This window comes from Methylocystis sp. NC52PC, from assembly GCF_055698645.1.
Genome location: NZ_CP170127.1, coordinates 3,390,817 through 3,402,857, shown reverse-complemented (window position 1 = coordinate 3,402,857; position 12,041 = coordinate 3,390,817). Strand labels below are relative to the sequence as shown.

Here is a 12,041-nt window from a genome sequence, read left to right as displayed (position 1 = left end):
AGCTCCTATTAGCGCGTCATGAACCCGGCGACGCCGAGATCGAAGGGCGTTGCCGGGCGGAATTTGCCGTCGAGGCGCGCAACGAGCGCGAGATCGTAAGGCAGCACTTGCCCCTTTCGATAAGGCGCAACATCGTCGGTGACGACGATATGGCTCGGGGCGGCTTCGGCGGCCGCTGGCGACGGTGCGGGAGGCGCAGGCGGAGTTTTCTTGTCTTCTGCCATTAGTAAGCCCTCGGCGAGATATAGGTGAGTTGCACGCGTATAAGCGCGGTGAGGACGGCGTTCGATCCGGCTTCGTCCTCGCCGAGTTCTGGCTGATCGGCGATCTCAGCTATCGTGACCGCGCCGCCGAGCGTGGGATCGGCTTCAATCGCTGCAAAGATCGCCATGACGCCGGCGTCGAGCTGCGAAAACAGTTTGTCGCATTCCGGCCCGGCGACGTAGAATTCGACCTCGACGGCGCGCACAAGCTCGAAACGCCCGTCGCTCGGAATCCCGAGCGTGCGTTGCGTGTCGACCGGGTCGCCGGTGCGGACAATGAGCGCGCGGCCGATCGCCGGCTCGGCGCCGAGCAGCTCGAAAACGTCGTCGAAAACCGGATTGCGGCGCACGGCCGGCAAATCGGCCGAGGCGTTCAACGTCGCGATTAAAGCGAGGATCGCCGTCTCTGTCGTCGAGATCGTCATGAGCTATGGGCCGCTTGGTGATAGGCGAGGGCGTAACGTGCGCCGGCGGTCTCAGCAATTCCCTTGGGATCGAGGCGCTTGCGCAGCCGCACTTGCCGGACAAGAATAAACATGGCGATCTTCTCGCCAGGCTCCTTTTTCGTCGCCCGCTTGAAAACCATCTTCGGGGCGGCGCCTCTGCGATGTTGCGTCTTTTTGTAGCCGGTGCGCGCCATGACCAGGGCGACCAGGTTTCCGCTTTTCGAACGCGCGAAGATGAATTTCTTGAATTTGCGCTCGACCTCGGCCGGCTTATAGGGTCGCCCGCCACCCCCTTTCGGGACATTCTCGGTCGGAATCCATAGATAGCGCCGCCCGCCGGTTGGCGCGATCGTCGCGCCTTCGGAAAATGCGCCAATGATCTTTGGCGCCTTGGACCAGACGAAAAACGCCGGGGCGAGCGTCGGCTTGTCGTCTTTCGGCTGGAGCTGGCCGCGCCACGTTGTCGGCAGCTTGCTCGATTTGAGCGCCGCCCGCGTAGCGTCGCGAACCGGCGTCAGCAAGGCGTCGCGGCCGACGCGCTCCATTGCGCCTCTCACGCGCTTGGAGAGCGCCTTGAATTCCGCGTCGAGCGCGGCGTCGACCTCTTTGGGGTCGACGGTTAGGGTAGGGGCCGCCATGGAGTCCAACCGTCAGCGGGCGCCGGCCGGCAAAGACATTTCCAGACGAGCCCGGAAGGATCGTCGCGGCGCGGCTGTGCGGCGATGACATAATGATAGGAACCGACGAGAAAGCGCGCGCCCTTTTCCGGCCGCTCGACCTCGGAAGCGCGAACCTCGATAACACGCTGCGCGGCGACGAGGTTTGTCTCGCCGATCGCCGTTTGCTCGTCCGCCTTATTCTCGACCACGCGGCAAGGAATCGGCCAGTCGGCAAGCGGGTGATAGGCCGCCGGCTGGCCGAAGCGATCGAAGACGCTCGAAAGTGTCTTCGCGGCGAGGGCGTCGAAATTTGACACGCGGCGCTCTTAGTAGCCCCAGGCCAGCCAATTGACCTTCTTCGAAAAGGTCGTCGCTGCCGCAGGGGTCGGATCATTGCCGCCTGTGTTTTTCCACGTCTTGACGACGATCGAGCCGGCGGCCGGCGCGCCGGCCTGGTCGCCGATCTGCGCCGAGACGAGCATGGGGTCGTCGCCCGGATCGCTTTCGAGCGTTGCGACGGCCGAGAGCACTTTCGTCAGGCCAGTCACAACCGTATCCGTCGCGGTGACAGTTGTAAGCTGGTCGCCGACGACGCGCAGGCCTGGCGTGGGATCGAGCGCGACTTTGCCCGTCGACGTCGGATTCGCCGCCGTCGCGACCGCCTTGCCGATCGGCATATGGCCGCTGGCGACATTGGTCGCCTCTTTGTTCGTATCGTCCCAATAGATCGCATCGCCCTGCGCCCATGCCTGGGCCGAGGTCTTTTTGAGATCGAAAACGCCCTCGCGCACGATCACGACGTCGGCGCCGGAGAGCACGGTCACAGAAGCGACGCCGAAGAGCGATCCGACTTTGACGCCGTCGCCGGAAGAGACGTTATAGGGCGCGGCGACGACGAGATGCTCGCCCGGCTGAATATAGTTTTTCATGCGGTTCGTTCCTTTGTCCGATTCAGGCCTCGGCGCGCCAATTGCTGGCGCGCGGCATTGCTTGGCGGCGCGTTTAAGCGCCGGGGTTGGAATAGCCGAACCGATAATTGATCGCGCCGACGCCGAAATCATGCTCGACGGTGACGGCGACTCCCTGATAGCCGAACGGCTCTTCACGACGCACGCGCGGGGCGCTGTAGCCGTTCAAATAGCCCCAACGGTAATTGGCGCGGCCCGCGGCGGGGTTGGCGAACAAATACCATTGGTTCCCAGAAATCTGCGACGTCGACAGCGGCCGCAGCTTGCCTGAGAACGGGTTGACGTTGGCCGTCAGCGCAGGCGTGATCGTGGCGACGAGCTGCTCGGCCTCGGTCGCCTTGTCGGGGCCGGTGAGGATGATCGCCGGCGTATTGGACAACATGACATTGCCGTCGATCGTCTTTTGTTTCGCCATGGCAGCCCGCGCCTTGCCGACATTGGTAACGTCAATCACGGTTCCCGACGCGGCGAGATTGCCGTGCGTCGAATGAAAGACGGTGTTTGTGTCGGACAGGGTCGCATTGATGCTTGCGAAGAAGGTCGTTTCCTCCAAGAGCGCGACCATGTTCGCATAAGAGGCGATGACCTGCTCAAAAGCGCCCAGCGTGTCGTTAATGAGCGCCTGGCGAGTGAAGCGCAGGCCTATCGCGTAGCTAAACGCCGCGACGGCTTCCTTGTTTTCCGAGAATTTGCCGAATTTGATTTCGCCATTCTCCAAGACTTTCTGGAGCGCGGGGAAATCGCCGGCGGTGAGCGAGGCGTGCGGGCGGAAATCATTGAAATCCGCGCGCCAGGCAATCTCGCGATAGACCGGGGCCTCCAGCGCATAACTGCCCGCAAGGCTCTTATTCAGGGCGTTTTCGAGAATATAGGGGAAATCCGAGGTCCCGAGCGCGCGCCGGATGACGTCCTCACGCTGGGCGACTTGGCCCATATAGCCGCGCTCGCCAATATGCAGGGCGCACATTTCATAAAAGAAATTCGGCGCCATGAATTCCCGCGCGAGGCCCTGGGGCTCGGCGCGGACGCCAAATTTGATCGAGAGGGCTTCCTCCATGGCGCGGCGGCGCGTCTCGGTCTCGTCTTGAATGATCGTCGCGCGCGGCCCGCCGATTGCGACCCCGCGCGCTTTGTCGCAATGGGCGCGGGCGACCGCCGAGAGAACCTCGGGCTCGCTGCGGCCCGCCGCAAGCAAGCTCTCGGCGAGGGCGCGCTCGCCGAAGAAAGCCGCCTGGTCGAGAATGCGGATTGTGTCGGCCGGGGAGATCGCGGCGCGGACCCCCGCCGGGTCGGCGGCCGGCGGGGGGGCCGCGGCGGGGGCCAGCGCAACGACAGGGGCGGGCTGGCGTTCGGCCGCCTGGGCGGCGGCCGCAACCGGCGCGGCGCGCGTGTCTTCGGCAGGCGCGAGGGCCGGCGCGGGCGCGACCGATTCCACGGCCGCCGCTGCGGCCGCCGGCAGGGCGGAGCGTGTCATATCGGATTCCTTTGCTAGAAAGACGGGAATTTCTGTCGCTGGGGCGATCTCCCGCACGATCGCGCCAGGGTCCGCAGGCTTGAGGACTGCGGAAGCCTCCAAAAGCGTCCAATTTTCGGCTCGCCAGGTCTCGGCGCCAGTGTCTTCGCGCGAGACCATTTGCCATTTTTCGACGGTGTAACCGATCGAAATTCCGCGAATTTTGCCCGACCTCAGCCAGCTTTCGGCCTTCGCGCCTTGCTCGTCGTCGTAAAGCTGAATCACGCCGATCAGTGATCCGCCTTCGAAGCGCGCCGACATGACCTTGCCGAACGCCTTGTCGACGGTTTGGGTGTCATGACTGTCGATAAAATGCACGACGCCCTGTCCGACACGCGACAAATCGACCGCCTCGGGCGAGATGGCCAGCTCTTCGGTAATCCCCCAGCGCGTGACCCCGGCCCCGGTCGAGAGGATCGCCTCGAAAGTGCGCGCCGCCTGGTTAAAGCTCGCCGGAGTTCCGTCGACGACGGCGCGGGCGCTGGGGCCGCCCGGCACGAAGCCCTGCGGGGCATTGCCTTGCGTGCGTTGCATGTTGATACCTCTTTGCGGCGGGTTAGGGCGCGGCCGGATCGCCAGGCGCGTCGAGAAGGGCCGGCTTTGCGCCTTGCTGCGCGCCATTGCGATTGACCTTGCGCGGGTCGACGTCGAGCGTGAGGCCGCGCTGATCGACGGCCTTGGCGAAGGCCTCGAGTTCAGCGAGCTGATCGTCCCAATTGAGGCCCCGCTCGGCGATCGCGTCGGGCATGGATTGCAGGCCGGCGCGGATCTCAAGGATTTTCGCCGTTATGTCGTTTTGCGGGTCGACCCAAGGGCGAACCGGCATGGAGAGGGCGCATGGCACATTGCGTAGGCCGGGCGTATTCGTGGCGATCGCCTCGGCCTCCATAACCCGCCGCCAGGCCGCCTTGACTCGCGGCGCGAGCACGAGCCATTGGACAAGATCAATCAAAACATTGCCGGCGAGCGTTGCGGCGCGAAGCGACGAATAATTCGCTTGGCTAACGTCGCCAGTGACGGCGTGATAAGGAATCCCGGTTGTCGCGCAAAAGGCGTAAAGCTGCGATCGCATGAAGTCGACCGTGTCGCCGCCGGTCGAAGGCTCGAACGCGGTCGCCTCTTCGCCGGGGCTAAAGCGCAAGATTTTGCCCGGCGCGAGCGTTTCCTCGATACGGCCGCGATCGTCGGTTTTTTGGCTCCCGACGAGTGGCGTCGCGCCGTGCGTTTCCGGCGAGCGCACGACGAGGCCGATGCACGCCTCGATGCGCTTACGCCAGATGGTCGCCTCGATGACGTCATCCATGCCACGCAGCGACATAATTGACGGCGCGAGCCATGAAATTCCCCGGAATTGGTCGGGCCGCGCCATGAAAAAATAATGGTCGACGAGATTAGATGGAACCGCCGTCGAAACGAGCGACGGCCGCAGCGACGTCAAAGACTCGCCGGGGTGATTGGGAAACAACCAATAATTCAACCGGCGGCCGTCGTCGTCGAATTCAATGCCTTGCACGAGGCGCGCCGTTTGCGACGCCGAAAAATTCGATTTGGATTCGTCGATATGATCGGCCTCCAGCAAGCGGATTTGCGCGAAGGGGCGGTTATTGACCGGCAGCCACTTATGCAAACATTCGCCATCGATAAATAGAGCGCGCGCCGTCGCCGAGAGAATGCCATGAAAATCCATTTGGCCTGCCGGGTCGCATGTGTCGACGAAGCGCGCCCAGGCGTCATTAGCCTTGCGGTTCATCGTCTTGCGCGTATCGGTCGCGCGCGGATTGATTCCAGTTCCGACGGTCTGCCCCTGAAATTGCAGCGCCGCCGCCGCCACTGTCTTATTGTTGCGGGCGAGATCGCGGGCGCGGTCGCGCAAGATTTTGAGCGAAACCTCATTTTCGGCGTTTGGGCCTGACGACGGCGTGCGCCAGCCGGATAAGCGCCGGTCGCGCGACGCGCCGTCGAAGTAGCGCAAAAGCTCGGCGGCGGCGGCCTTGGCCTGGAGGCGGCGCAGGCCAGTTTGCGGCGCGAGCGCGAGCAACGCGCGATCAAAAAATGATGGCTTCACTAGTCTCTCTCGAAAGCCGCATAAGAACCGCGATCCGCCGAGGATGGCGCCGGGCCCGTTGCCGGAATCTGAGCGCGCAAGCGTTGATAATAATTGATCGCGTCGAGAAGGTTTTTCGTATCCTTGTAGGTGACGCGACGCCCGTCATATTCGACCGTCAGCTCTCCTGACGCGAGCGACGCTTGCAAGGCCGCGATATGGCCGTCGATTTCTTGGACAGTTAAAGCCATTCGCCCCCCGTAAATCCCCAACCGCCGCCGGCGTCGGCGCGATCGTCGGGCGCCGGATCGCTGTCCTCGCCCGCCTCTTGACGTGGCGTCTCCGCCTCAATTGACGCAAGCAAGGGTGCGTTTGATGCAGCCAACCGATATTCCTCGCGCGCGGCGAGCAGCTCTTGCGCTGAGCAGCCATCGAGATCGAAGCCGGGCCCGCCGAAAGCGAGAGCCATATTTAGGATGCGGCAGTCTAGAAAATGGTTTTCCTCGGTGCGCGGCTTCCAGAAACGCCGTCCGATTTTGTCAGTCGCGATGTATTCGTCGGTCAATTGTCGAAAGTAACGCTCGTCGAGAAAGGTTCCGAAATGGCAATAGCCTTGCGGCGGCGTCTCGATCTTATCAGTGATCTCTTTTTCGCGGCGTAAATATGCGTAAAAGCGAGATTTGAGGTTATAGCTCCCAGCCTGCCATTGCTGCACCCCGCCGCGGATGCGCTTTCCGCGCCAGTCGAAATCTACATATTTCGGGCTCGCCAGGTGCGGCCTATTCCAACCCTCTTCGGTGCGAACCGCGTAGGCCATATGGTGACGACGCACCCAATCATAGACGACAGGCGCATTATAACGGCAGTCGATCGCGGTTCCCGTGATGCGCCGCATTCCCCCAAATTCGTCGCGCAAGGGGGTTTCGTGCAAGTCAGTTAATCGTTTCCAGCATTGATCGTCAGGATCGGAGGTGTCGCCACCTTTTTCGGCGTCGCCGGCGCGCAAATAAGTGGCGTAAAGAGTGTAAGAGCGCTTATCTGCGGTCCATCCGACGATTTCGACATAGAGCCCAAATTTTTGAACGTCGACTCCCATAGTGACTAGGATCACGTCTTTCGGGATAACGCGCTCGGCGTAGCTCTCGCGCCGGCGAAAAAGGTTCTCCCAATCCGGGACATCCTGCTTTTCTTCATAAGCCAAGCCGAGCCACCGATTAACGAAACCCTTCAGCTTTTGTGGATCGTCGCCTGCGGCAACATAGGTTTCGGCGATCTTGTCCCATGTCGTGAAATTCGATGAAATCGCGTCGATATGCCAAGACGGCGGCCGTCCCGGACCGGGCGCTTCGGCGATGAAGCCAAAATCGGGGAGATCGAGCGCCGCGGCGATCATTCTTTCTTTTTGCCAATGCTCGATTCGGACGCCGCAGCATTGCGCCACGTAATGCGCGTCGAAGGGCGCGGCGCGATTGAAACGCAATCCAGTTCCCTTTTCGTCGTCGACGAAGCCGCCGAAGACAAGGCGAATGCGCGTGGCGCAATGCGGACAGGGTAGACGCAAATAGCGCTGATCGCCGGCTTCGAATTCAACGTCGACGAGCGATTGACCTTTGAGCGTCGGCGTGCCGCCCTGCAATTTGCGATAGTCTCGATCGGCATGGTGCGCGATTTGGCGATCGTCGACCATGGTCATAGGCGAACCTTGCTCGTCAATGTCGCCTGGCCACTGGTCGATTTCGTCGCATAGCGCATATTTGACCGTACGCGTTTGTAGCTCCGAGGCGGAATTCGCGCCGGTGATTGTCAAACCGCCGCGCACGCCGACGAAAGCCTTGCGGAGTGCGGTCGACCCGCCTCCGTCCTTACTCGCGGCCCGCGCAATCCGCCTGCGAAAGGCCGGCGAAGCGTCGATCGCCGGCTGCAGCTTTTCGCGATTCAAACTCATCGCCATCGCGCTAGTCTGCATGACGAAAAGCGTGTTCGCAGGGCTTTCGCAAGCAATCCAACCGGCGAGCACGGTCAGGCCTTGCGTGAAGCCGACTTGCGCGCTCTTGCGCACGGTTCCCTTTGTGTGCGGCCCGCAAAAGACGCCGTCGAGGATGGCGCAGATATAGGGCGCTTGGCGCGCGTCCCAAAATTGACCCGCGCGCGGCCCGTCGATTACGACAAGGTTCTTCGCGCCCCATTGCGATGGCGTAAGAGTCGACGGCGGTGTGACTGCAAGGGCGATCGCTCCTGCGACGATTGAAAGCGTGGGACGCCTCATAACGGCTTTTAGTCGCGTTTCTGCAAGCCTTGCGCGGCGAGCTGTGCCATCGCCTCTGCGATCGCCGAGATTGCGGCGTTGACCTGGCCAATATGCTCGACGCGCAGCGCCTCTTCGCCGCCCTTTGAGGCAGCGTAAAGCTTGCCGTATTGAGATTTCAGGGCGTTCAAGGCGTGCGTGATCTTGGTTCCGCAGGCGATCGCCGCCGCTTCGATTTCACGGACCGGGCGTAGCTCGCCGCGCTTTTGCGCGAGCTGCATTTCGGCGAGTTCCGCCTTGGCATGCTTCTCGCGAGCGGCCGCGTCGTTAAACTTCGATGGCTCCGGCGCGGCCGGCGGTTCTTCAACCTCGGCATGGGGCGGCCGTTTACGCGGTGCAAGCGCGCCGGCCGCCGCATGATCTTCAATGGACGGCGGCGTTGGGAATGGTGGCATCGCATCACCTTGGTGCGATCGCGCCTTTACGTTGCGATTGCGCAAATCTTGGGCCGGATCATGCGTCGAAGCGACAAGAGCGTCGAAGGAGGGGAGGTGGATAAGTTTGATCTTGCCAGCGCGCCGCGTCGGAAGCTGGCCGCGATGGGCAAGCGTGCGCACGCGCTTAGATATCGCCTGTTGACTGACGCCGCGCGCCTTCGCGAGGTCAGAAACCGAAATCCAATCCGCCCCCGGCTCCACATTCAACCCTTTCGCACAACCATGTCGACGCACAACCGCGACGTTGCACAACCCTGAGCACGCACAACCCTAAAAAAAAATCGAGATTGGCCTCCACCCCCGGGACCCTGCCTCCTCCCTGATGGTAAGTGGCGGGAAGGACCCTGTGCGCTGCCGCCCAATGTGTGCCCGCGCACACTGTGCGGAGGCGCGCATTGGACGCAGGGCCGGCGAGGGGGCGCCGGGGCCGTCCGCGCCCCCGGCTGCGCCTAATCGAACCCCGCCGCCCGCCGCGCTCAAAGCGGCTTGCGGGTTGCCTTCGGTTCTTTCGCTTGGGAATGCTTCGCACTCAGGCCCGCTTGCGCTTGGCCTGGCTTTTGACGTTGGGCTCGATCGGGCGCTTTCGGCACTGCTCCACAAGCTCAACGTGGCTGGCTTCGATGATGAGGGGCGCCAGCCCGCCGAATTTCGACGTATCGAGACGCAACGCTCGGCCGGAGTCAACCCGCTCGACGACGCCCTGTGCGCCAGCCGCGGGCCCGGCGATCAGCCTCACGACGTCGCCAAGGCGGATTTTGGTTGGCTCGACGATTGTTCCCCTGTTCGGGATTCCCTTGTAGAATTCAATCATTGCGTCAGATATGACGACAGGCCTCTCGCCATCCTTGCAGCGCATGACGCTCTGAGCAAAAGGCATGTTGGAAAGTGCGTCGCATAGCCCCTTCGTCATAGTCACGCGCACAAAAATAAGCTGCCCGAAGCGCGAAACCTTGCGAATCAACTTGTCCTTTTTCAGCACTCCCCCAGCGACGGTGCGCCGCTGCGCGCGGTACACGTCGACGAGGTGCAAGACCTCAACGTCTTTTCCGAAGGGGCCGAAGGCGGCGTGAAGCGAAACCGCCAGCTCAAACTCCTTTTCCGGGATCGCCTCGACGACATACCAGGCTGGCTCGATGGCGGCCCGCTCCCAAAACGTCTTGTTGCGAATTGCGGAAACGTCTTCCCAGCTCTTGGAACGGTCAAGGGTTCCAGCTTGCTCCAATGCCATGATGGTCTCGCATGGTTTTGTTTTTGTGGTTACGCGAAGACGCGCCGCTGAAAACCGCCCGCGGCCTGGAGGCGAAGATCTCTCGCTGCTACGCCGCAGGGCCGTCCCGCTGCCCAGGCCTGCTTGCGTCGCCCGCGGGCCGGGGCGGCCACTCGCTCGGCATGAACCTGCCAAAGCCGCGGCGCGTTTGCAGCGCGATCAGCCGAGCCCGTCCCTCAGCGTCGCGCTTGATCGAGGCCGAGCCTTGTGCGGCGAGATAGGTTTCCCATGCCCGCCACTGGGCCGAATGCGCCGCGATCCACACGCTTGGCGTCGCCGCAGTGTCGGGCGCCGCCTTGAACGCCTGCCATCCCTTGCGATGCAACCAGTTCTCGGCCGTCATGCGCTTGCGGCCCTGGCGCGCCGCCAAATCGAGATAGCTGCGCGCCCATTTCACGGCGAGTTCTTGCTCGGCCACGGTTAGGCGCGAGAATTTGCGCTGCGCCGGGTGCACCAAATCCGTGGAGTCGAAGGGCCAGATTTTTTGAAAAGCCTGGAACAGCGAAGCGTCCCCCACGCCCCCCTTGGGGGGAGGGGGGGAATATGACGGTTTAAGTGACGGTTCTTCCTTATATGCAACCCCGGGATTCCCGGGGTAACCACCCGGGATTTCCGGGGCTGCCCCCCCATAGGCAACCCCGGGATTCGCGGGGTCGCCCCCGGGGGCAACCCCGGGATTTACGGGGTTGCCCTTGCAGGCGCTCGGCGCGGCGTTTCCGTCGATTTCACTGTCGTCGTCGCTTTGATTATCTTCTACTTGCGCTATACCTTCCTGCCAGCCTGAATCGATCGCGTAGGCGCGCGCTTTATCATCGAACAGCAAGACATATTCCGACGAGCGCCGACCTCCGCCGGGCGATGACCGCCAGCGTTCGGCGCGATAGACCAGGCCCGCGGCGATCAACGCTTTGATGGCGGCGCGCACCGCGTCCTCGCCGAGCCCCGTGTCGTCTTCGATCCGCTCGATCGTCGGCCAGGATTCGCCGCGCTGTCCGGCGAAGTCGGCGAGGCGAATAAGGACCAATTTGGCGCTCCCGCGCAGCCCGCGCACCTTCCACGCCCAGGTAATGACGTCCGTGCTCATTGATCCGCCTCGTCTCCGCCTCGGGCGGGCTTGGCGCGCGTTACTCCGGTCGCCTGCATAAGTTCGCGGAGAGCCGTCTCATTGTCGCGCGCCCAATTAAGCAGCGCTTCCGTGGCGTCGAGACAATCGGCGATGTATTCACGTTGACTCTCGCTCGAGGGGGCCTTTTCGATCCCCCTCAAAACGCGCCGCGCAACGCCTATCGCCGTTACCTGCTCGCCGAGCTTAATCTTTCTTGTCATGAGACTTTTACTTTGAGGTCGAGAAGCTTTTCGAGAGAACCGAGGTCGAGATGGCGGAAGGAGGTTATCGGATAGGCCCAATGGCACTGCCGGCAACAGAAGAAGCGCCAGAAACCGGGCTCCGGTTCATAGCTCTCGCCGATGCCGTGGCCCTCGAGCTCGACGCAGGCGACGCGGCCGGTCTTCCGCGCCCACTCTTTCGAGAGCGGGAGCATGCGCGCGACCGCGTAATATTGGCCCTTCTGGACGCCCGGCAGACCGAGCATCGCTGGTATGTCGACGATCGCGGCGACGATCGTTCCGGGAGGGGTATGGGGCGAGATCATGGGCGCAGGCTCACGACATTGTCGGGGTTGTCGTCGCCGGCGGGGATCTCGTAAGCCGCGACCTCGCCATCTTCATCGCGCGTCAAGCGGACGCGCACGCCGTCCTTCTCGACCGTGATTGATCCATGGTCGGGAACGAAGTTCTTGAGCGCTTCGACAACGGATTCGCGCGCCAAAATATCCACGCCGATTTGATTGACGGCGCGAAACAAGGGCGGGTCGGTGACGATTCCGATGGCCGACAAGTAGAGATCGGTTATCGCCTGTTCGTCCTGGTAATCGCCGGCCTTTTTTTTCCGGGCCGCGATACACTTGCGGACGCCCTTCGGATCGAAGCCTTCCGCCTTCGCTTCGGCCATGACTTGCTTCTGATCGTCGGCGATCGCCGCCTTTTCCTCGGCCAGCTTCTCATAACGCTCGACGAAGTAGCGCAACCGTTCGGCGCTTTCCGAATTCATCCGGTTCGTTTCGTCCATGATCGGCCCCG

The 12,041-nt window shown here is 62.5% G+C and carries 15 protein-coding genes; all 15 read right to left on the bottom strand.

Going from position 1 to position 12,041, the window contains the following annotated elements:
• Positions 1-8: 8 nt before the first annotated feature.
• On the bottom strand, positions 9-224 hold the full coding sequence (locus ACETII_RS18675; protein WP_472786520.1) for a hypothetical protein: 216 nt from the start codon (positions 222-224) through the stop codon (positions 9-11).
• A complete protein-coding gene (locus tag ACETII_RS18670; protein WP_472786519.1) occupies positions 224-688 on the bottom strand; it encodes a hypothetical protein in 465 nt (154 codons plus the stop codon). The genes ACETII_RS18675 and ACETII_RS18670 overlap by 1 nt, the downstream gene beginning before the upstream one ends.
• Positions 685-1,347, bottom strand: a complete 663-nt coding sequence (locus ACETII_RS18665) for a DUF6441 family protein (protein WP_472786518.1) — start codon at positions 1,345-1,347, stop codon at positions 685-687. The genes ACETII_RS18670 and ACETII_RS18665 overlap by 4 nt, the downstream gene beginning before the upstream one ends.
• A complete protein-coding gene (locus tag ACETII_RS18660) occupies positions 1,329-1,685 on the bottom strand; it encodes a head-tail joining protein (RefSeq protein WP_472786517.1) in 357 nt (118 codons plus the stop codon). The genes ACETII_RS18665 and ACETII_RS18660 overlap by 19 nt, the downstream gene beginning before the upstream one ends.
• A gap of 9 nt (positions 1,686-1,694) precedes the next feature.
• Positions 1,695-2,297: a DUF2190 family protein gene (locus tag ACETII_RS18655; protein ID WP_472786516.1), complete on the bottom strand. Its 603-nt coding sequence runs from the start codon at positions 2,295-2,297 to the stop codon at positions 1,695-1,697.
• A 73-nt stretch (positions 2,298-2,370) separates the two neighbouring features.
• Positions 2,371-4,383: a phage major capsid protein gene (locus ACETII_RS18650; protein WP_472786515.1), complete on the bottom strand. Its 2,013-nt coding sequence runs from the start codon at positions 4,381-4,383 to the stop codon at positions 2,371-2,373.
• 22 nt (positions 4,384-4,405) lie between these two features.
• Entirely contained in the window at positions 4,406-5,914 is a 1,509-nt protein-coding gene (locus ACETII_RS18645) for a phage portal protein (protein WP_472786514.1), read from the bottom strand.
• Positions 5,914-6,144 carry a phage head-tail joining protein gene (locus ACETII_RS18640; RefSeq protein WP_472786513.1) on the bottom strand — a complete coding sequence of 77 codons (231 nt, stop codon included), beginning with the start codon at positions 6,142-6,144 and terminating at the stop codon, positions 5,914-5,916. Before ACETII_RS18640 ends, ACETII_RS18645 begins: the two co-directional genes overlap by 1 nt.
• The gene (locus ACETII_RS18635; RefSeq protein ID WP_472786512.1) at positions 6,135-8,159 is read right to left on the bottom strand and encodes a terminase gpA endonuclease subunit; all 2,025 of its coding nucleotides are present in this window, start codon (positions 8,157-8,159) and stop codon (positions 6,135-6,137) included. The genes ACETII_RS18640 and ACETII_RS18635 overlap by 10 nt, the downstream gene beginning before the upstream one ends.
• A gap of 8 nt (positions 8,160-8,167) precedes the next feature.
• Positions 8,168-8,755, bottom strand: coding sequence for a hypothetical protein (locus tag ACETII_RS18630; RefSeq protein ID WP_472786511.1), 588 nt, complete (start codon positions 8,753-8,755; stop codon positions 8,168-8,170).
• Positions 8,756-9,164: 409 nt separating this feature from the next.
• The gene (gene nusG, locus ACETII_RS18625) at positions 9,165-9,665 is read right to left on the bottom strand and encodes a transcription termination/antitermination protein NusG (RefSeq protein WP_472786510.1); all 501 of its coding nucleotides are present in this window, start codon (positions 9,663-9,665) and stop codon (positions 9,165-9,167) included.
• Positions 9,666-9,951: 286 nt separating this feature from the next.
• Entirely contained in the window at positions 9,952-10,986 is a 1,035-nt protein-coding gene (locus tag ACETII_RS18620; protein ID WP_472786509.1) for a helix-turn-helix domain-containing protein, read from the bottom strand.
• A complete protein-coding gene (locus ACETII_RS18615; protein ID WP_472786508.1) occupies positions 10,983-11,228 on the bottom strand; it encodes a hypothetical protein in 246 nt (81 codons plus the stop codon). The genes ACETII_RS18620 and ACETII_RS18615 overlap by 4 nt, the downstream gene beginning before the upstream one ends.
• Positions 11,225-11,554, bottom strand: coding sequence for a hypothetical protein (locus tag ACETII_RS18610; protein WP_472786507.1), 330 nt, complete (start codon positions 11,552-11,554; stop codon positions 11,225-11,227). The genes ACETII_RS18615 and ACETII_RS18610 overlap by 4 nt, the downstream gene beginning before the upstream one ends.
• Positions 11,551-12,030: a DUF2312 domain-containing protein gene (locus tag ACETII_RS18605; RefSeq protein ID WP_472786506.1), complete on the bottom strand. Its 480-nt coding sequence runs from the start codon at positions 12,028-12,030 to the stop codon at positions 11,551-11,553. The genes ACETII_RS18610 and ACETII_RS18605 overlap by 4 nt, the downstream gene beginning before the upstream one ends.
• Positions 12,031-12,041 lie beyond the last annotated feature (11 nt).